General features: G+C 43.8%; 22 protein-coding genes. 20 read left to right on the top strand and 2 right to left on the bottom strand.

Annotated elements, in window-relative coordinates:
• The first annotated feature begins 67 nt into the window (after positions 1–67).
• The 18 genes from WAO38_RS00655 to mrdA are packed head-to-tail and all read left to right on the top strand — an operon-like array spanning position 68 to position 16,673.
• A complete protein-coding gene (locus tag WAO38_RS00655; protein WP_422233346.1) occupies positions 68–1,336 on the top strand; it encodes a citrate synthase in 1,269 nt (422 codons plus the stop codon).
• 46 nt (positions 1,337–1,382) lie between these two features.
• Complete coding sequence (locus WAO38_RS00650) at positions 1,383–1,814, top strand: CoA-binding protein (RefSeq protein ID WP_422233344.1); 432 nt, start codon at positions 1,383–1,385, stop codon at positions 1,812–1,814.
• A gap of 9 nt (positions 1,815–1,823) precedes the next feature.
• Complete coding sequence (gene ilvA, locus WAO38_RS00645) at positions 1,824–3,035, top strand: threonine ammonia-lyase (protein ID WP_422233343.1); 1,212 nt, start codon at positions 1,824–1,826, stop codon at positions 3,033–3,035.
• A gap of 14 nt (positions 3,036–3,049) precedes the next feature.
• Positions 3,050–5,173 carry a WD40 repeat domain-containing protein gene (locus WAO38_RS00640; protein WP_422233341.1) on the top strand — a complete coding sequence of 708 codons (2,124 nt, stop codon included), beginning with the start codon at positions 3,050–3,052 and terminating at the stop codon, positions 5,171–5,173.
• A complete protein-coding gene (locus WAO38_RS00635; protein WP_422233339.1) occupies positions 5,173–6,066 on the top strand; it encodes a phosphatase in 894 nt (297 codons plus the stop codon). The genes WAO38_RS00640 and WAO38_RS00635 overlap by 1 nt, the downstream gene beginning before the upstream one ends.
• A gap of 50 nt (positions 6,067–6,116) precedes the next feature.
• Entirely contained in the window at positions 6,117–6,971 is an 855-nt protein-coding gene (locus WAO38_RS00630; protein WP_422233337.1) for an NAD(+)/NADH kinase, read from the top strand.
• 3 nt (positions 6,972–6,974) lie between these two features.
• Complete coding sequence (locus WAO38_RS00625; protein ID WP_422233335.1) at positions 6,975–8,513, top strand: AAA family ATPase; 1,539 nt, start codon at positions 6,975–6,977, stop codon at positions 8,511–8,513.
• Positions 8,513–9,289: a TatD family hydrolase gene (locus WAO38_RS00620; protein ID WP_422233333.1), complete on the top strand. Its 777-nt coding sequence runs from the start codon at positions 8,513–8,515 to the stop codon at positions 9,287–9,289. Before WAO38_RS00625 ends, WAO38_RS00620 begins: the two co-directional genes overlap by 1 nt.
• A 17-nt stretch (positions 9,290–9,306) precedes the next feature.
• Positions 9,307–10,527 carry a transglycosylase SLT domain-containing protein gene (locus WAO38_RS00615; RefSeq protein WP_422233331.1) on the top strand — a complete coding sequence of 407 codons (1,221 nt, stop codon included), beginning with the start codon at positions 9,307–9,309 and terminating at the stop codon, positions 10,525–10,527.
• Positions 10,523–11,323: a septal ring lytic transglycosylase RlpA family protein gene (locus tag WAO38_RS00610; RefSeq protein WP_422233362.1), complete on the top strand. Its 801-nt coding sequence runs from the start codon at positions 10,523–10,525 to the stop codon at positions 11,321–11,323. The genes WAO38_RS00615 and WAO38_RS00610 overlap by 5 nt, the downstream gene beginning before the upstream one ends.
• Before the next feature lies 1 nt (position 11,324).
• Positions 11,325–11,897, top strand: a complete 573-nt coding sequence (gene hisB, locus WAO38_RS00605) for an imidazoleglycerol-phosphate dehydratase HisB (protein ID WP_422233329.1) — start codon at positions 11,325–11,327, stop codon at positions 11,895–11,897.
• On the top strand, positions 11,894–12,385 hold the full coding sequence (locus WAO38_RS00600) for a KdsC family phosphatase (RefSeq protein WP_422233327.1): 492 nt from the start codon (positions 11,894–11,896) through the stop codon (positions 12,383–12,385). Before hisB ends, WAO38_RS00600 begins: the two co-directional genes overlap by 4 nt.
• Positions 12,386–12,895, top strand: a complete 510-nt coding sequence (lptC, locus tag WAO38_RS00595) for an LPS export ABC transporter periplasmic protein LptC (protein WP_422233325.1) — start codon at positions 12,386–12,388, stop codon at positions 12,893–12,895.
• A gap of 11 nt (positions 12,896–12,906) precedes the next feature.
• On the top strand, positions 12,907–13,401 hold the full coding sequence (gene lptA / locus WAO38_RS00590) for a lipopolysaccharide transport periplasmic protein LptA (RefSeq protein ID WP_422233323.1): 495 nt from the start codon (positions 12,907–12,909) through the stop codon (positions 13,399–13,401).
• Entirely contained in the window at positions 13,398–14,009 is a 612-nt protein-coding gene (yihA, locus tag WAO38_RS00585) for a ribosome biogenesis GTP-binding protein YihA/YsxC (protein WP_422233321.1), read from the top strand. Before lptA ends, yihA begins: the two co-directional genes overlap by 4 nt.
• The gene (locus WAO38_RS00580; RefSeq protein WP_422233319.1) at positions 14,006–14,467 is read left to right on the top strand and encodes an N-acetyltransferase; all 462 of its coding nucleotides are present in this window, start codon (positions 14,006–14,008) and stop codon (positions 14,465–14,467) included. The genes yihA and WAO38_RS00580 overlap by 4 nt, the downstream gene beginning before the upstream one ends.
• Positions 14,434–14,889, top strand: coding sequence for a hypothetical protein (locus WAO38_RS00575; protein ID WP_422233317.1), 456 nt, complete (start codon positions 14,434–14,436; stop codon positions 14,887–14,889). Before WAO38_RS00580 ends, WAO38_RS00575 begins: the two co-directional genes overlap by 34 nt.
• Complete coding sequence (gene mrdA, locus WAO38_RS00570) at positions 14,886–16,673, top strand: penicillin-binding protein 2 (protein ID WP_422233315.1); 1,788 nt, start codon at positions 14,886–14,888, stop codon at positions 16,671–16,673. The genes WAO38_RS00575 and mrdA overlap by 4 nt, the downstream gene beginning before the upstream one ends.
• On the opposite strand, the gene ybeY is transcribed toward mrdA, so the two are convergent.
• Positions 16,674–17,096, bottom strand: a complete 423-nt coding sequence (gene ybeY, locus WAO38_RS00565; RefSeq protein ID WP_422233313.1) for an rRNA maturation RNase YbeY — start codon at positions 17,094–17,096, stop codon at positions 16,674–16,676.
• Positions 17,097–17,151: 55 nt separating this feature from the next.
• Here ybeY and queC point away from each other — a divergent pair, with 55 nt between their 5' ends.
• Together queC and WAO38_RS00555 are read left to right on the top strand one after the other, a co-directional pair.
• Complete coding sequence (gene queC / locus WAO38_RS00560; RefSeq protein WP_422233311.1) at positions 17,152–17,820, top strand: 7-cyano-7-deazaguanine synthase QueC; 669 nt, start codon at positions 17,152–17,154, stop codon at positions 17,818–17,820.
• A complete protein-coding gene (locus WAO38_RS00555) occupies positions 17,813–18,457 on the top strand; it encodes a M48 family metallopeptidase (protein WP_422233309.1) in 645 nt (214 codons plus the stop codon). The genes queC and WAO38_RS00555 overlap by 8 nt, the downstream gene beginning before the upstream one ends.
• On the opposite strand, the gene WAO38_RS00550 is transcribed toward WAO38_RS00555, so the two are convergent.
• Positions 18,438–19,577 (bottom strand): TRAP transporter substrate-binding protein, encoded by a 1,140-nt coding sequence (locus WAO38_RS00550; RefSeq protein ID WP_422233307.1) that lies wholly within the window; start codon positions 19,575–19,577, stop codon positions 18,438–18,440. The genes WAO38_RS00555 and WAO38_RS00550 overlap by 20 nt on opposite strands.
• Positions 19,578–19,585: the final 8 nt, after the last annotated feature.

Below are 19,585 nucleotides of genomic sequence, written 5' to 3'. Positions count from 1 at the left end.
ATATTTTCCAATCACTGTTTTTAAGCTATAGTTATAGGAGATCATTATTTCTAGAGGAGGTTTTCCCATGGATACCGTTACCCTGACCGATAACCGCACCGGGCAAAGCTATGTATTTTCGATTCTGCATCCCAGTATAGGTCCGAATGTGATCGATGTACGCAATCTTTATAAAGAGACAGGGATGTTTACCTATGATCCGGGATTTACCTCTACTGCAAGCTGTACCTCTTCCATTACTTACATAGACGGTGAAAAAGGGGAATTGCTCTATCGGGGCTATGATATCAGCGATTTGGCAACCAAAAAGAGCTATTTGGATGTGGCTTATCTGCTCCTAACCGGAAAACTTCCGAATGAAAAAGAGCGTGCGGAATTCGATATCGAGCTTCGAAAACGTTCCTTTGTGCATGAAGGTCTCAAGAGGCTTTTTGATGCATTTCCGGACAAAGCCCATCCTATGGCAATGATGGCTTCGGCAGTTTCGGCACTTTCAACCTTCTATTTTGAACATCTTAATGTCACCTCGGATGAAGAAGCCCAAATAATGGCACGGCGTATTATTGCTAAAATCCCGACGCTGGCCGCTTTTACCCACCGGCGGATGTTTGGAATACCTTATATCTATCCCGATATCGAACGCCCTTTTACGGAAAATTTTCTCTATATGATGCGTGCCTATCCGGGGGAGAATCTTGAGATTCGTGATGTCGAGGTCAAAGCGCTGGATACGATTTTTACCCTTCATGCCGACCATGAGCAAAATGCCTCTACTTCAACGGTACGCGCGGTAGCTTCTACAGGAGCGCATCCGTATGCCGCCCTCTCTGCCGGGATTAATGCACTCTGGGGCAGGGCCCACGGCGGAGCTAATGAATCCGTGATCGGCCAGCTCGAATACATCGGAGATGTTGCAAATGTGGATGCGTTTATCGCCCGTGCGAAAGATCCGAATGATGAGTTTAAATTGATGGGATTCGGGCACCGCGTTTATAAAAACTTCGATCCCCGTGCAAAAATTCTTAAAAATCTTCTCGATCAGCTCAAAGATGAATTGGGTGTCAATAACGATCTCTTGAAAATTGCCGAAAAAATTGAGCAAATCGCCTTGAATGACGACTATTTCATCCAGCGCAAACTGTATCCCAATATCGATTTTTATTCGGGATTAATCCTTACGGCGCTCAAAATTCCAAAACCGATGTTTACGATCATTTTTGTCATCGGCCGTTCTGTCGGGTGGATTACCCAATGGATAGAGCTGAGAAATGACCCGGAAATGAAAATCTTTCGTCCAAGACAGCGCTACGTCGGTGAGCAAAAAAAGCGGTTGTAACGGATTTTGGTATAATAAGAAATATTTACCGTATTTAGGAGCTTTTATGGAGTGCGAATTCCCTACTGTCAATGCCAATAATGAAGAGATTAAAACAATTTTAGCAGAAGTCAAAACCATAGCTGTTTTGGGACTTTCGCCTGATTCGACAAAAGACAGCTACCGTGTAGCCGAATATCTTCAAAGTGCCGGATATACGATTATCCCTGTTTATCCAAAAGAAGAGATGATCTTGGGTGCGAAAGTGTATCGATCTCTCCAAGAAATCCCTTTTCCGGTCGATATGGTCAATATCTTCCGAAAAGCTGATGCACTGGATGCCATTGTGGATGCATGTATGGATCGTGGAGACATTAAAGTTTTTTGGGCGCAAAAAGGGATTGTCAACAATACCGCCGCAGAACGTGCTCGAAATGCTGGTATGCGTGTCGTACAAAATCACTGTTCAATGGTTGAACATCGAAATATTAGTGCCTAAAGGGAATCCTTGGTTGATTTAAAAACAATATATCAAGCACACGAACGTATCAAAGGTGTCGTTGTTGAAACGCCCTTTGCCTTCGCTCCAAGATTAAGCGAAGAGACCGGAGCTGAAATTTACCTCAAAAAAGAGAACCTTCAAGTGACCGGTGCCTTTAAAATCCGTGGTGCCTACAATAAAATTGCTTCCCTGAATGCCCAGGAACGAGCCCTTGGCGTTATTGCGGCAAGCGCGGGAAACCATGCTCAGGGTGTGGCAATGGCGGCTCAAATGTTCAATACCAAAGCATTGATCGTTATGCCTGATTCTACTCCGTTGACCAAGATCAACGGAGTCCGCTATTATGGGGCAGAGGTTATTTTGGCCGGAAGCAATTATGACGAAGCGTATGCTTACGCATCGACGTACGGGGCTGAACACGGGATGGTTTTTGTCCATCCGTTTACCGATGAAGCGGTCATGGCGGGGCAGGGGACAATTGCGATTGAAATGCTCGATCAGATCCATGATCTCGATGCTATCGTCATCCCTGTCGGCGGCGGAGGACTTATATCGGGAATGGCATCTGCGATTAAAGCACTTGCCCCGAACATCCGTGTGATCGGTGTAAGTGCCGTAGGCGCTCCGGCGATGCGTGAATCGTTTGATGCAAAAAAAGCGATCGACAGCACCGCGGTGCGTACCATTGCAGACGGTATCGCTGTCCGAGACACCTCTGAAATAACACTGAACCATATTCTAGAGACAGTGGATCAGATCGTCAGCGTGGATGACGAAGAGATCGCAAATGCGATTTTATTTTTGCTGGAACGCCAAAAACTGGTTGTTGAAGGAGCCGGTGCCGTCGGCGTAGCCGCCATGCTGCACAACAAACTGAGTGATCTCAAAGGAAAAAAAGTCGGGATTGTCCTCAGCGGCGGAAATATGGATGTTACCCTTCTCTCCATCATCATTGAAAAAGGGCTTATCAAATCGGGACGTAAGATGAAACTTACCGTGACCCTGATCGATAAACCCGGCGCATTGATGCAGTTGACGGAAATGCTCCAGGGGCTGAATGCCAATATCGTTCATATCGCTTATGACCGTACCTCCACGACATTGGCGTACGGCGATGCCAACGTCATGATTCATCTGGAAACCAAAGGGGAAGAGCACCAGTCTCAAATCCGTGCTTTACTCAAAGAACATCGCTATTTAAGCAGCGAAGAGCATTAAGGATTATTTCACGTATGGACATTTTAAAATTATTTAATATTAAATCACCCATACTGATGCTCAAAGCTCTTGATAACGGCCGGCTCGGCATTATTGACGCTCAAAATACCTTGCGTATTATTGATTTGGCGTCGTATGGTGTTGTCGGCGGTTTTAAAAGCAATATTACACACCAATATTTTGTCGGATCACATGTTGACATGACACCGGATGGCGAGTACTCGATTTCGTTGATACCGGGATCCAATAAGGCAGCCTTGTTCAGTGTTGCGAAAAAAGAGATGCTTTATAAAGTAGGCCGACATCAGGGAGAACTTGAAAGTGTCGGGCTAGATCCTAACGGCCGCTATTGTGTTACCTGCGGACAAGACGGAAAAGCATTCGCCTGGGTACTCAAAACCGCTAGGTTGGCATTTTCGATGCCCTCGCATACGGATTTTATCTCTACCGTAGCTTTTAACGATAACGGTCAGTGGATTGCCACGGGAAGCTATGATCGCACCATAAACCTGCTCAATATGGCAACCATGAAACATCCGACACGCTTGTACGGTCATACGAGCGCCGTTATTAAAATTCTTTTTTTACCGGAGGCAAAACTTCTTTCGGTGGATAAAGAGGGGTCGTTGATCGTATGGGATATGCGAAACGGCAAAGTTATCAAACGTTTAACAAAAATGAGTGATGATGTTACTACGATGACGGTGAGTTATGACAAACGATTCGCTTTTGTCGGAACCAAGCTCGGATATGTCGGACTTTACGATCTTGAGACATTAGAGCAAGTCAAACAGCGCTATATCAAAGAGAGCGAGTCGATAACATCGCTCGCTTTTCTCCAAGATCCCTTTCGGTTAGCGATCGGAACGGCTGAAGGAAATGTCCGTATCTATTCCCTTTTCGGGGATGAAGAGAAATACATGAGCATGCTGCGCGAACGCAACTACAAAGCATTTTATAATGCATTGGAAGAAAACCCTATGCTCCTTTATTCGAAACCTTATAATGTGGCCGAGCGCATATGGTCGGATATCCTTGAAAAAGCGCGTGTCCATCTTGAAAAAAATGAACGGAGCAACGCCAAAGAGCTTTTGGATATGTTTTCCGGAGTTCCTAAAAAGAATACGCTGATTACCCATCTGCTGAGCGATTATGAAAAATATACACAGTTTCAAAGCTATGTCAAAGAGGAACGTTTTCCTCTGGCATATTCATTAGCCAAAAAATTTCCGGCATTTCAAGATTCGGATCCCTACCGTAAGATGGAAGCACGATGGAAAAAACTCTTTTTTAAAGCGCAGGAACTCATTTTAACCCAAAACGGTGACGATCAGGCACGGGAACTTTTAGCTCCCTATCGGGGTATTTCGGATAAAACGATTTTGATCCAGCAGCTTTTTGAGCAGCGTCGAATGTATGAATATATGAAAAAGATCATTTCGCATAATGATTTTGCCAAATTTTTTGATCTTATTAAACTGCATCCGTTTCTCAAAGAGTTCTCTGAGTACAACGCCATTATGGAGTACGCCGATAAACTCTATATACAGGCACAAAAAGCTTATATGGAGAGGGATTATTCGACAGCGCGAAAATCATGTGAAATTCTGATGGCATTTCCTGATTATGTCGCGGAAGCACAAGAAATGTCCGATACGATTCGGGTCAAACATCTCTTCTATGATGCGATTGCTTCCAATAATCTTTCCAACGCTTTCTCTTATCTAAGCTCTTATCCGCTGCTTTATGAGACACCGGAAGCCCAGGTCTTGGAGCGTCAATGGAATCTTCTGGTCGATCAGGCTCAGCGATTTGCGGCGAAAGGGCTTGCCAATGAAACATTGGCTGTATTTGAGCCCTATTTCGGCATTATCGATAAATATAGGGCAATGGGCGGGGTGATGACGCAAGCATATTGTGTTCAGCTTGAGCAAAAACTCCGGACCAAAGCACCCCAAGAGGTGATCGAGCGAGGTATTCAACAATATGTTACCTTGTTCGGGATTGATGAGGGAGTGAGTACTGTATTTGATTATTTTAAAGAGCATTATCCGACAAAACTGGATATCAAACTGCTCAAACAAGGCTCTGTTGAATCGTGGACACCTGCCATTCGTATTGAGGACATAACGGCATAATGATCGCAATAGATTTAGGTTCCAATACAATCCGCTTTATTGAATATGACGGAGTCCATTGGGGCAAGAGTTTTGAAAAAATTGTCAAAACGGCCGAATCGCTCAATGTGACCAATCAAATTGGCCCCCATGCGCTCAAACGTATCATCGATGCGATCCGTGAAGCGAAAAGCAAGCTTGAATTTTCAGGACAGGATACTGTCGGATATACGACTGCGGCTATGCGATTAGCCTCGAATTCCAAAGAAGTTCTTGAAACGATCGCAACTGAAACCGGAATCCATTTCACCATTATTGACGGAGAAAAAGAGGCTTCTCTTACCCTGCGTGCCGTGCAGGAGCGCCTCATGGATCTTGGAATCAGCCCGGAATCGTTTCTTCTGGCGGATATTGGCGGAGGTTCGACCGAATTGATTCGCTATGCAAAGGGCACGGTTCACTCGGTGAGCTTGAATACGGGTATTGTCACCCTCTCTGAAAGTGCCGATTCCTCTTCCGGGTTAAAAGAAAAAATCGAACTCTTTGCAGAAAAGGTTCGAGAGATATTGAACGGATCTACATCATTGCAATTAGTCCTGACAGCGGGGACGCCCACGACGATTGCCGCTTATCTGCTGGGGATGGATTATGAGAGCTACGATCCTGAAAAAATCAACGGTTACAGACTGCTTTTAGAGGAATGCACCCGTGTTTACGACGAACTTTTGACAATGGATGAAGCTTCACGTGCGCGCTATGTCGGAGTAGGGCGGGAAAATCTCATTATTGCGGGGATTTTGATGGTCACTGCGATTTACACCGCATTGGATGCCAAAGAAGCGATTATCATCGATGATGGTTTGCGTGAAGGAATCGCACTGGAATATTTCGATACAAAATGCCCACAAATTTGACCGCTTTTTTATTTTAGCTATAATAGAGTCAAAAAAAGAGGGGGAATATTTTGAAATTAACAACTATGAAACGTGTCGGAATGATCCTTCGCCCCTCAACTCCCGAACTCAAAGAGATGTTTTTCGAAGCCAAACGGATTTTTGAAGCACGCAACATCGAAGTCATCATCGATAATATCAGCGGCGGAATGATTGATGTGATGGGCCAGCCTTTTGAGATGATGTGTCAAAATTGCGACTTTCTGGTCACAATCGGCGGAGATGGGACACTTATCTCTGCGGTACGGCGCTCATATCGCTTTCAGCTTCCGGTTTTGGGTATTCATGCAGGAAAATTGGGGTTTTTGGCGGATCTTGATTTTTCCGAACTCGAATCGTTTGTTGACAAGATGCTCCAAGGCGAATACCGAATCGACCAGCGTGCCATCTTGCAAGCCACCATTGTAACACCCGTCGGAGAGAGTGAAATTTACGCATTTAACGATATTGTCCTCACACGTCCCTCTATTGCAAAAATGATCCATCTGGAAACGTTCGTTGACGGGAGAAGCTTTAATACCTATTACGGCGATGGAGTCGTCGTCTCCACACCAACGGGTTCCACCGCATATAATCTTTCTGCCGGGGGGCCGGTCTTGTTTCCTCTGACGCAGGTCTTTGCACTGACTCCGATATGCCCGCACTCTCTGACGCAACGCCCGGTAGTCTTTCCCGGACATTTTGAGATCGAAATGAAAACACCGGACGCGAGTGCTTTGGTCATTATTGACGGCCAGGATTTGGTTGAGATCAGCGACAGCGATACGGTTCACATCAAGCTGGCAAGCGGATCGGCACATCTGATTCATCGAAAAGAATTTAATTATTTCGAAGTGCTCAAAGAAAAATTGGGTTGGGGGAATTAATCGGTGATAGAACGATTTTATCTTAAAGAATTTTTGACGTTTAAAGAAGCCGATCTAGAGTTTCATCCCGGATTGGTTGTCTTTACAGGTCCCAGCGGAAGCGGTAAATCAATCTTAATGCGGTCTATTTTAGCCTCGGTAGGCTTGGATAGTGTCGAAGCACAGATTTGTGAATCAAGCGTCACATGGATGATTGACGAGGAGCGCTACGGTCTTCAAAACGAATCTCTTAATACATTTCGTCATGTCAAAAAAGAGAAAACACGTTATTTTATTAATAATCAAAGCACCTCGAAATCATCCATGGAATCAATCAGTTCGACGTATTTGCGGCATTTAAGTCTCAAAGACTACAGTGATTTTGACCCTTCGGCTATTTTAAAAATCATTGATGAGCGTATCAGTGCCCGATCACCTCAATATGCTGGTATTTTAGAGAATCACCGTGTAAAGTTTGCAGAATTTAAAATACTTTCAGATCAACTTCGAAGCATTGAAGAAAAAGAGAAACATCTTTCTGAACTCAAAGAGTTCGCTCTTTATGAAATCGGTAAAATCGATGCGATCAAACCTACTGTCGGTGAAGATGAAGAGTTGAACCTTATCAAAAAGCAGCTCTCAAAAAAAGAGAAGATAGAAACCGTTATCGCCCAGGCACAGGGGATCTTTTCATTTGAATCGCATGTCAGTTCCGCATTAGGGATGCTTGAAGTGGACAGCGCCTTTTTTGATGATGCCATGAATGAACTCCACAGCATTATCGAGAGTTCATTGGAACGTATGGAAGAACTCGAAGAGGTATCGGTTGAATCGGTTCTGGATAGAATCGAACAGATATCAGAACTCAAACGGCGCTATGGAAGTGTCGAAGAAGCTCTGGAATATCGTAAACAAAAAGCTTTGGAACTGGAATCCTACGAGACGATGGAACATTCCAAAAGTGATTTGATAAAACAAATTTCTGCCATAAAAGCGATATTGGAAACGAGTGCAAAAGAGCTTTCCCTTAAACGTCATGCCATTCTTGGCGAAACATTGGAAAAACTCAATGGCTATTTGGGAATGCTTTACCTTCGCGAAGCAACATTGAACCTGGAGCCATGCGAGCTGAATGCTTCGGGAGAGGATAAAGCGGTATTGGGATTAGCGGGGACAAAGCTCGATAAACTCAGTTCCGGAGAGTTTAACCGTCTTAGACTTGCTCTTTTAGCGTTGGGGGTAGAGAGCATGAACGGCGGAGGCGGAGTCTTGATGCTCGATGAGATTGATGCGAATCTGAGCGGAGAAGAGTCGATGAGCGTTGCCAAGGTACTTCGCCACCTCTCATCGCGCTATCAAATTTTTGTAATCTCTCATCAGCCGCAGCTTACTTCAATGGGGCAGCAGCATTTTTTAATCTACAAAGATGACGAGAGTCGCGTCCGTGAATTGGACGACGCCGAGCGGATAGATGAAATCGCACGTATCATCAGCGGTGACAGCGTCAGCGAAGAAGCCAGGGGATTTGCCCGGGACTTATTTGAACGGGCAAGGGGATTGTGATGATTGTTGATACTCATGTCCATTTAGATGATGAACGCTACCGCGATGATTTTGACGAAATGATGAAACGGGCAGAGGAAGCAGGGGTTACTGCATTTGTGATCCCGGGAGCCCATCCTTCTACCCTAGAACGTGCGGTCGAGTTATCCGAAGGGCATGATTCTATCTATTTCGCCGTTGGTGTTCACCCCTATGACATGGAAATGATAGATACCGTCGATTTTGCCCGCTATGCAGAACATCCAAAATGTGTGGCAATCGGAGAGTGCGGGCTGGACTATTTTCGTCTTGAGGGAAGTGATGAAGAAAAACATCATGAAAAGAAACGTCAGGATGAAGTATTCCGCCGCCAAATACGGCTTGCAAAACAGTTTAAAAAACCGCTTATCGTCCATATCCGGGATGCCAGCCATGATGCTAAAATGATATTGATCGAAGAGGGCGCCGGTGAAGTCGGAGGAGTGCTGCACTGCTACAATGCCGATGATGAGCTATTGTCTCTTGCCAACGAAGGTTTTTATTTCGGTATCGGCGGAGTCTTGACATTTCAAAATGCCAAAAAACTGGTCAATATCCTCCCGAAAATACCGCTTGATAAACTCGTCATTGAAACAGATGGCCCATACCTTACGCCTCATCCTCATCGCGGATCCCGCAATGAAAGTGCGTATACCCGTTATGTTGCGGATAAAATGGGAGAACTGTTAGAGAAAAGCAGTGAAGAAATTGAATCTCTGACAACGACTAATGCAAAAAATCTATTTGGTTTAGGTTAGAAAATCATGGAGGTGAAATGAAATATTTATTAACATTGCTATTGCTCATTCCCATAGGATTGACCGGGACTGGATTTGATCCCCATGATCAAAAAAAAATCGATGTCCTAACGCATTTTGATATCCCCGCCTCCTTCTTGAATGATCCTTATCTGCATGATATTTATGACCAAAAAAAGCGAGAATGCAGGTTGGAAGGGTTTGCTGATTCAACTGAAAATGCAGATATGTTTATCCCCATCCTCTCCTCTTTAATCGCCCAATCCGATTTGCCGAGCGAATTCTTATTTGTTGCAATGGTCGAGTCACAGTTACAGGTAAAAGCAACTTCTTCTCACGGAGCAGCAGGATTGTGGCAGTTTATGGAACGTACCGGAAAACTTCATGGACTGCATGTCGATCAATTTGTGGATGAGAGGCGTGACCATATTAAATCGACTCGTGCCGCGATTGCGTATCTGAGTACCTTGAAAAAAGAGTTCGGAAAATGGTATTTGGCTCTTATCGCCTACAATTGCGGCGACGGAAGGCTGAAACGTGCGATACGGAAAGCGGGGACAACGGATATCCGTGTCCTTACAGACCCTAAACGCGCTTATATCCCTTTTGAGAGTCGAAACTATATCCGAAAAGTCATATCCTTGGCATTGCTGGCAACCGATGAAGTCTTTTTATCCCAGATACAGTATGACACCTTGCTGAACACTAGTTATGAAAATCCTATCGCCACGGTGTATCTTCCCGAAGGTGAAGATATTGACCGCATAGCAGCTGTTCTGGAAATGCCGAAGAATAAACTTCTGAAACTCAATACCCATCTCAAAAAAGGGGTGACTCCGCCGAATGAACAAGCCTACCCGGTATATATCCCGCAGGCAAAACTGGACGATTTTCGTCAAAAATACCGGACGAAAGAGTTAAAAGGGTACTTGTTGATGCACCGGGTAAAATCAGGTGAAACACTCGAACAAATATCCAAACGTTACAATGTCTCAAAAAGTTCTATCATGGCTGAGAATTTGATCACTGACGATAATGACAAAAATCTTAGCCGACGGGTCAGAATCCCTATCAATAAGCCTTTTTTGAAAAATCCGCGTCTGCAACATACCCAGACTGGAGAAGCCATCACTTCAGTCACCTCATTGTATAATATGACTCTTGAACAGGTTAAATCAAAAAATCCATTCGTTTCGAATGCACTTAACGAAAGCGAGGTAGTAAAAATTGGTAATTAAAACCCTTCTGGCTTTTTTAGTGATTTTAATCAGCGGATGTACCACAAAAAACGGTTCGTATTCCTATCAACCCAAACCTTCTCAAAAATACCCTTCACAACAGTTGGCAATGAGTTCTTCTAATGTGTATAAAAGCAACGGGGAACTTCATGCAACAATGCGCCCTTACACTGTATTTGGAAAAGAGTACTGTCCGACCGTAGTCAGAGTAGGAGATACACTCAGCGGAAGAGCAAGTTGGTATGGCAACGATTTTCATGGAAAATCGACCTCCAACGGCGAGGCATATGATATGTATGCCATGACCGCGGCACACAAGACCCTGCCTATGAATACGGTTGTACGGGTAACCAATAGTGATAATAATGCCCAAACAATTGTCCGGATCAATGATCGCGGACCATTTGTAGAGACTCGGATTATTGATCTTTCTTATGCGGCTGCAAACCAAATCGGCATGACAAAAAACGGTACTGCGAACGTTACGTTAGAAGTACTGGGTTTTGAGCCATCAACGTCCCGAAGTATTAATTTACAAACAATTGCAAAAGGGCCAAAAGAAAGTGTCATGAACAATTTTTATGTTCAAATCGGGTCATTCGAACGGTTTGCAGGGGCATCTTCTACGAAACAAAAATATTCAAATTTTCAGGGCTATTCTGCAATCATTAAAGATACAGAGTATAATAACAAACGTTTATTTCGCGTGTGGCTCAGCGGATTCAAATGTGAAGCCGAGGCACGCGATTTCATTTCAAAGGGCTATTTTAAAGGCTCATTTATCATAGGGGAATAGGATGATCCATAAAAAACGTCAGACCAAAGAGACCGATATCGACTTGTCTCTCACTATCGGAGGAGAAGGTAAAAGTACGATTTCGACCAAAGTGGGTTTCTTGGATCATATGCTGGAGAGCTTTGCCAAACATGCGCAGATGGATTTGACTATTCAGTGCGACGGAGATGTTCATATCGATGATCATCACAGTGTTGAGGACATCGGCATCGTTCTTGGACAAGCATTGCGTGAAGCAATCTATCCCATTGAAAAGGTCGAGCGGTTCGGCAGTGCCGTGATTGTGATGGACGAAGCCGCAGTAAGCTGTGACTTGGATTTGAGTAATCGGCCGTTTTTGGTTTACGATGTCCCCGTATCCGGTAAAATCGGTGCTTTTGATACCGAACTTGCCGAAGAATTTTTTCGGGCTGTCGTCTTTAATGCAGGAATCACCGCCCATATTATTATGTTACGCGGTAAAAACAAACATCATATCATTGAAGCGGCATTTAAATCGCTCGCAGTTGCCCTTCGACGGGCATTGGCACAAAATGAGCGTGCCGGAGTCCCCAGTACTAAAGGGGTACTGTGATCCGTTTAGTAATTTTGGATGTTGACGGCTGTATGACGGATGGCAAGATTATTTATACTGCGGATGGGTTGGAGTTGAAAAATTTCAATGTCAAAGACGGATTTATTATCAAAGCCTGGATAAAAATGGGGCATCATGCCGCAATCATTACGGGACGTGATTCGACTATCGTCATGAACCGTGCACGTGAACTGGATATTCCTTATGTACATCAAGGGGTCAAAGACAAACGGGCTGTTGCGATTCAAATGTGTGATGAACTGGGAATACAACCGTATGAAGTTGCAGTTATCGGAGATGATTTAAACGATTACAATCTCCTTCAATGGGCAGGACAAGCCTATACACCGCGAGACGGTTCCGAATATCTTAAAACTTTTGCAGAAGTTTTGGACCGAAGCGGCGGTGATGCATGCGTACGTGAAATGATCGAAAAAGTAATCCGTCGCAACGGAGAAGAAGAAAAATTTTTAGCGCTCTGGATATAAATGTCGATTAACATCTTTTTTGTTTTAATACTGGGGTTATTGTTGGGGATGTATGGGTATTTTGCCCCAAATTATGTTCCGCAGCAGGAAAAACGTGAAATTCCTAAAATTCAACTCATGGATTTTACTCTGTATGAAATTTCCAACAAAGGGATTGATCATATCTTAGAAGGAAAAGAGGGAAAAAAATTTGATGAACGTTATACGGTAACGTCAGGGAAATTTAGCGATAATACGAAATCTTTATTCCAATCGATACGATCCGATAATGTTGTGTACCAGTATGATATTCTCAATCTCACCGGAAATGTTTATTACAGCCGGGCAGATGGATTGGAATTTCACTCGGATGAAGGGACATATGATACCAATAACTCTGTTATCCAAACACAAGGGTCATTTGTCATTACCCAGAACGCTAATCGCATCGATGGAGAGAAATTGAATTACCATACCGGACAAAAAACGGTAACCGCAAATCAAGTGCGCGGCAGCTACCAATTAAAATAGGAAAAATAATAATGATGATACGGATACTGATACTATTGCTCCCATTTTTCTTTATGCTTTCTTCAGCGGAAGAGCTAAAAGTAATCTCGGACACCTTTAAAGGGGATCAACAAAAGGGGATTTCAATCTTCACCGGCCATGTAAAAGTGACCAAAGGCTCTGATGAGCTTAATGCCTCCAAAGTCACTATATACACGGACAAAGATAACAAACCTGTCAAATATTTTGCCGAAGGGGATGTATCTTTTTATATTTTGACGGAGAAACAAGAAAAATACAAAGGGAAATCCCAAACGGCCATTTACCTTCCGGAAGAGGGCGAATACCAATTTTTTACGAAAGTGGATCTACTCCGTTTAGATGATTTTCGCCGTGTCAAAGGGGATAAAGTTATTGTCAACACCGTCAAAGGCAGTGCATCGGCTGAAAGTGCGAACAACGAACCTGTCGTGATGACCTTTACTCTGGAAGATAAAAAATCAAAACCGAAAAGCGCCGCAAAATGATAGAAATCATTGATTCTTTATTTGTCACCTCGGCTCCCAATATCCGATTGACACCGGAAAATGACTACCAAAACGAAGTAGCGTTTATGGCTCGATCCAATACCGGCAAAAGTTCACTTCTTAACACCTTGACGAAACGAAAGTCGTTGGCGAAAGTTTCCGCAACACCGGGAAAAACACGTTTGATCAATTATTTCGACGTGATATTTTTAGATCGTGAAACCAATGAGCGGCTCCATGCAAAATTTGTCGATTTGCCGGGATTCGGATATGCTAAAGTCGCCAAATCGTTAAAAACGGATTGGGAAAGCAACCTGACCAATTTTATTTCCGAACGAAAGCAAATCCGTATTTACGTTCACCTTATAGACTGTCGTCATCCTGATTTGGATATCGATCGCTCCGTCAATGAATATTTGAACGAAATCTGTACGCCGGATCAGTTTATCGTTACGATTTTTACGAAAATCGATAAACTCAACCAAAAAGAGCTCAATGAACTCAAAAAGCGCTTTCCGGATGCCATTATGGTCTCTAACTCAAAACGCAAAGGGGTAGATGCGATCGTTGAACATTTATACCGTTTGCTGAAAAGTAACGACGAATGAGTATTACCTATAAGAAACCTACATTGCTGGATATCCCTGCGATGCAGCGCCTTGTAGCCCCTGAAATTGAAACGGGTGTTATCTTACCGCGAAGCAATGATGAGATTGCAACCAATATCCGTTCGTATTTTTTGGCATTAGATGGCGAAAAACTGGTCGGTTTTGTAGCGCTTCATATTCATTCCCCCGTATTGGCCGAGCTTCGCTCCATGATTATTGATACTGAGTACCGCGGGCGTAATATCGGTACTGCTTTAGTTGAGAATGCCTGCGAAGAAGGACGCCGATTAGGATTAAAAGAAGTTTTGGCTCTGACCTATCAACAGCGCTTTTTTGAGCGATTGGGATTTGTAGAGATCCCTAAAGAATCGATTCCTGAACATAAAATTTGGGCTGATTGTATTAAATGTAAACACTTTCCGATATGCAACGAAGTTTCCCTTATCAAAACGTTATAAGCCGACTTTTTCTAGTCGCCTTATTCATTATCTATATCAGCTTAAGCAGCCTTTATCTTTTGCTGCCTCCGTTGTTGGCTATTCTCTTTTATGCCTATTATGACGCGTTGACGAAACATGACCTTTTCGGATTGCTCATTGTTGTCATTATGCTGTTGGTTTTCGAAGCGGAAAAAGGATTTTGGTTTGGAAGTACAATTCTTTTTTTTACGGTACTTTCTTATTATCTGATCCCAAAATTTGAACAGCTTATTCAATGCCGTATCTGCATGGGAGCAATCTTTGTCGCCTTGGCGTATCCAGGATATTGGCTCTTTGTCTGGATTGCTAACGGTGTTTTATTGCTGCCTTCTCCTGCGGTTGATTGGCATATCGGTTTGTATATGATCATAGAATTTTTAATTATTGCGGCGCTTGTATGAAAATAAAACTATTATTATCGATTTTTATTGTTATATGGATCGGATTGCTGGTACGTGTATTTCATCTTTCCGTTCAGTCCAATGACTACTATGAGAATCTCTCTGAAAACAACAGTATCAAAACGGAGTTTTCGGCACCGGTACGGGGTGAAATCCTTGACAGGTCATTGGAACCGATAGCCATCAATGAATTGGGATTTAAGATTGCTTTGGCCCCCCATTTGACCAAAGGAAAAGATATCAGCCGTTTGGATGGTGAGATCGCTTATTTGACATCCATGATACCGACCCTGGATGGTGATAAAATACGTAAAGTCTATAAAATGCAGGACTCTTATTATAATCATGCGTTTATCGATGTCGTTGATTTTATCCCCCATGAAACGATCATCCCTCTGTATTCGCTTATGAATTTACGCGAAACGATAAAAATATCCCCATCACCAAAGCGGTTATACCCCTATGGGGCAATAGCCTCTCATCTTATCGGGTACGTCTCCAAGGCCAATCAAAAAGAGATTGATGAAGATCCTTCCCTGCAGCTTTTAGGCAGTGTCGGTAAAAATGGAATCGAGAAATATTATAATAACTATTTACAAGGGGTCGCAGGCGAACGCCGTATCAAGGTCAATGCCCACAATATCGAAATTGAAGAGATCGGGAGAAGTGCCACACAAGAAAATCATAATCTGGTACTCAATATTGATATGAAACTTCAAAATTTCATTACGCAGGCTTTTGAAAAGCGCTCCGGGGCCATTATCGTTATGGACATTCACGGTGCTATTTATGCAGCAGGAAGTTATCCGGAATATGATCTCAATACCTTCGTCTCTGGGATAAGTTCTACTGAGTGGAACCGATTAATGAGCAGTGTCGATGCCCCTTTTACGAATAAAATCATTAACGGACTCTATCCTCCGGGGTCAACCATTAAAACGGGTATGGGGCTTATTTATGTCACTTCCGATATTTTAAACGAATACAATACCATTCAGTGCAGCGGGAGTATGAAGCTGGGAAATCGATCGTTTCGCTGTTGGAAAAGTACAGGACATGGAACGGTAAATCTTTCAACAGCGGTTGTCCATAGTTGTGATGATTATTTTTACAAAGGGTCGCTTCAAGTCGGCATAGATCGAATGAGTGCGGGTATGATGCGAATGGGACTGGGTAAAAAAACCGGCGTTGATTTACCGAATGAGTTTATCGGTACCGTCCCCAGCCGTACATGGAAACGGGAAAAATACAATAAACCTTGGTATCAGGGAGAAACTCTCAATACCGCAATCGGACAAGGAAATTTTCTTGTAACCCCTTTGCAGATGGCTGAGTTTACAGGTTTGATGGCGACGGGATTACTGCCTGTACCGCATGTAGCCAAGACTATCGGCAACAATCCCTATACGCCGGTACCGCTGGATGTGCTGACTAAGGCTGAAAAGGAAAAACTCCCGATTATTCAACGAGCGATGCGCGGAGTATGTAATGACGCAGGAGGAACGGCAAAAGGCTTTGTGTCTACCCGGTTTCCGATTGCCGGAAAAACCGGAACAGCACAGACAACCGGGATTGCACAAGGGAATCAACAGCGTCAAAGCGAACATTCCATGGATTATTTGAAACGTTCACATGCATGGTTTACAACCTACGGCCCTGCCGATAATCCTCAATTTATCGTAACGGTCATGGTTGAGCACGGAGGACACGGAGGGGAAGCCACGGGAGGGATTGTTTCATCCATTTACAATAAGCTTGATGATTTGGGGTATATCAAAAAATAGTCATTCTTCCAATGTTCGGACGATAAGACTTTTTGGAAGATTAAACTGTGCTACCAGTTCGGCTTCACGCTGCCGCATTTCACCCGAATCTGTTTCATGGTCCAATCCGAGAAGATGAAGCATCCCATGGATAAAGAGTAGGGCGATCTCATCATTCGGTGTATGGCCCATCTCCTGTGCGACGCTCTCAACTTTATCGACACTGATCACGATACTGCCCAACGGTGCTCCTGGAAACGGATCACTCGGGAAGCTCAGAACATCTGTCGGTTTGTCAATGGAACGAAATTCACGATTGATTTGAGCGATTTCATCGTTGTCGGTCAGGATAAGTTCAATTTCCTGTTGACACAATGCGTCGGCTATTTTCTCTAATCGTGCAAAATCATATTTTCGATCGGTTCGGTTATCAAGTTCTATCATGATGACATTGTAGCATAAGGCTCACCTTGGTACAATCACACGAAAGGGTAACACTATGAAAAAAGCACTTTGTATTATGAGCGGCGGGATGGATTCGACGTTGGTTGCATACATAATGCGCTCACGCGGATATGAGATCACGGCTCTTCATTTCAACTACGGACAGCGAACCGCAGAAAAAGAACTTTCGGCCTTTCGTGCGATATGCGATGAGCTCGGTGTCATAAGCAAATATGAAATCGATTTGGATTTTTTTAAAACCATCGGTGCTTCTGCACTGACGGATCACAGTATTGAGGTTCCTACCGGCGGGATAGAAGCGGGAGTTCCCATAACGTACGTACCGTTTCGCAACGGGATATTTTTGAGTATCGCGACCGCTATTGCGGAAAAAGAGGGGTGTGAAGCCATTGCTATCGGTGTCGTCGAAGAAGACAGCAGCGGCTATCCCGATTGTCGTGAATCATTTATCGATGCTTTTACCAAAGCGGCTAATCTGGGGACGAAAGAGACTACGAATTTAACGATCGAAATGCCGCTGGTCCGTCTTAAAAAATCCCAGATCGTCCAAAAAGCATTAGAACTGAATGCCCCTTTGCATTTGACATGGAGCTGCTATCAAAGTGAAGAGGAAGCATGCGGCATATGCGATAGCTGTCGCCTCCGGTTACGAGGATTTGAACTCGCTCAGACGAAGGACCCGATTCGCTATCGCCATGTTTAATTCAGAACACTCTTCCATCATTATCGAACATCGGCCAAATAACCGCAATACGTATATTCATATTACCCATAAGGGTGAAGTAAAAGTCCGGACTCCTCTCAAAAATGAATCTTCTATACGACGGATCCTAAAACTGCGAGAAAGATGGATCAAAGCGAAACTGGCTTTAATGCAAGAAGGGGATATTGATAAACCCGTACTCGGTGAACATATCCGTTTTCGCGGGGAGAACCATCCGGTCCATCAATTGCCTTCATTGCAAAAAAAGATCGAAAAAGGGAAAAATAGTATTAATATTGAAAAATATTACCATCAATTTTACAAAGAAGAAGCAATTTTGACGATTCCTTCGCGTGTAGCATTTTATGCACGCAAAATGGATTTGCATCCGAAAGAGATCCGGTTTAAACGGCTACGAAGCCGATGGGGAAGCTGTGACAGTCACGGAATAGTGACCTTTAATACGATGATGATGCAACTCACATATGAGCAAATTGATTATATTATCGTTCATGAGCTGGCTCATTTGCGCCATATGAACCATTCGAAGATATTCCATGAATTGGTAAGAACCTATCTGCCCGAAGAGAAGCGGCTGCGATCCACGCTGAGAGGGATCAGGCCTCTCGGGCATTAAGATACGCCCCTAATCCGATATTGCTCCACGCACGTGATTTCCGGAGATAGACGTCCATATTTGAATAAACACGTTTAAAGTCAGGATTTTTTTCACTTTCTGATTGGAGATATTCAGCCAGTGCTTTTTTCGCCGCCTTGTTGACATCATCCGGAAATGATCCGATCGTAATTCCAAGTTTTTTAATCTCTTCAAGCGCATTAAGATTCTTGGCATGAAACTCTAAAGACATGCGTGAATTCATCTCTTCCGATGCAATTTCAAGAATTGCCTTATGCGTAGGGCTCAGATCGTCCCATACCTGTTTATTGAATGTTAATTCTAACACCGAGCCCGGCTCATGCCAGCCTGAGTAATAGTATTTGGCAACTTTATAAAATCCCATCTGCAGGTCTAAAGCCGGTCCAACCCATTCGGTCGCATCGATCATCCCTCTCTCTAAAGCAGGATAGATCTCTCCTGCAGCCAAAAGAACCGGACTGACGCCCAGTCGTGAAAAAACTTCCCCTCCGATGCCGGGAATACGCATTTTCAACCCTTGAAGGTCTGAAAGACTTTTGATCGGTTTACGAAACCAACCGCCCATTTGAACGTTGGTATTCCCACCGAGAAGCGGATGAAGATTATGTTTGGCATACATCTCGCGCCACAGTTCCATCCCGCCGCCAAAAAGCATCCATGAATTGATTTCTTCGGATGTTAGCCCGAACGGTGTCCCGCTGAAGAGGGCAAAAGCACTGTTTTTCCCTTTCCAGTAATAAGGGCCGGAGTGAAATGCGTCGATTTCACCGGTGCTTGCCGCATCAAAAACCGCCAATGCGGGGACAAGTGTCTCTTTCGGATAAATTTTGATAATAAGCGTTCCGCCGCTGGCGGCTTTCACCCGCTCGGCAAAATGTTCCACTCCCGTCCCCATGATCGGAAATCCTGCAGGCCAGCTGGTTGCTAAACGGAGTGTCACCTTTTTTTGTTTTTCGCCGGAAGACTCACCGGAAGCCTGTGCAATTTGAGAGGGGTGTTTGGAATAATCGATGGCTTGTCGATTGTTTTCATTACAGCCGTTAAGTAATAAGGCCGCTGAAGCAGATGCGCTTCCTGTTATAAAAGTACGTCTATCCATTGTTATCT

The sequence above is a fragment of the Sulfuricurvum sp. genome, assembly GCF_049277495.1.
Lineage (GTDB): Bacteria > Campylobacterota > Campylobacteria > Campylobacterales > Sulfurimonadaceae > Sulfuricurvum.
The sequence above is the reverse complement of the archived record's forward strand: the minus strand, read 5'-3'. Positions and strand labels throughout refer to the sequence as shown.

Bases quoted from the DNA above. Each gene is read 5' to 3' on its own strand.
- WAO38_RS00655 (WP_422233346.1), top strand. From the start codon at position 68: ATGGATACCGTTACCCTGACCGATAACCGCACCGGGCAAAGCTATGTA.
- lptA (WP_422233323.1), top strand. From the start codon at position 12,907: ATGATGATACGGATACTGATACTATTGCTCCCATTTTTCTTTATGCTT.
- yihA (WP_422233321.1), top strand. From the start codon at position 13,398: ATGATAGAAATCATTGATTCTTTATTTGTCACCTCGGCTCCCAATATC.
- ybeY (WP_422233313.1), bottom strand. From the start codon at position 17,096: ATGATAGAACTTGATAACCGAACCGATCGAAAATATGATTTTGCACGA.
- hisB (WP_422233329.1), top strand. From the start codon at position 11,325: ATGATCCATAAAAAACGTCAGACCAAAGAGACCGATATCGACTTGTCT.
- WAO38_RS00550 (WP_422233307.1), bottom strand. From the start codon at position 19,577: ATGGATAGACGTACTTTTATAACAGGAAGCGCATCTGCTTCAGCGGCC.
- WAO38_RS00640 (WP_422233341.1), top strand. From the start codon at position 3,050: ATGGACATTTTAAAATTATTTAATATTAAATCACCCATACTGATGCTC.
- WAO38_RS00615 (WP_422233331.1), top strand. From the start codon at position 9,307: ATGAAATATTTATTAACATTGCTATTGCTCATTCCCATAGGATTGACC.
- WAO38_RS00580 (WP_422233319.1), top strand. From the start codon at position 14,006: ATGAGTATTACCTATAAGAAACCTACATTGCTGGATATCCCTGCGATG.
- mrdA (WP_422233315.1), top strand. From the start codon at position 14,886: ATGAAAATAAAACTATTATTATCGATTTTTATTGTTATATGGATCGGA.
- WAO38_RS00575 (WP_422233317.1), top strand. From the start codon at position 14,434: ATGCAACGAAGTTTCCCTTATCAAAACGTTATAAGCCGACTTTTTCTA.
- WAO38_RS00620 (WP_422233333.1), top strand. From the start codon at position 8,513: ATGATTGTTGATACTCATGTCCATTTAGATGATGAACGCTACCGCGAT.
- WAO38_RS00555 (WP_422233309.1), top strand. From the start codon at position 17,813: ATGTTTAATTCAGAACACTCTTCCATCATTATCGAACATCGGCCAAAT.
- queC (WP_422233311.1), top strand. From the start codon at position 17,152: ATGAAAAAAGCACTTTGTATTATGAGCGGCGGGATGGATTCGACGTTG.
- lptC (WP_422233325.1), top strand. From the start codon at position 12,386: ATGTCGATTAACATCTTTTTTGTTTTAATACTGGGGTTATTGTTGGGG.
- WAO38_RS00650 (WP_422233344.1), top strand. From the start codon at position 1,383: ATGGAGTGCGAATTCCCTACTGTCAATGCCAATAATGAAGAGATTAAA.
- WAO38_RS00635 (WP_422233339.1), top strand. From the start codon at position 5,173: ATGATCGCAATAGATTTAGGTTCCAATACAATCCGCTTTATTGAATAT.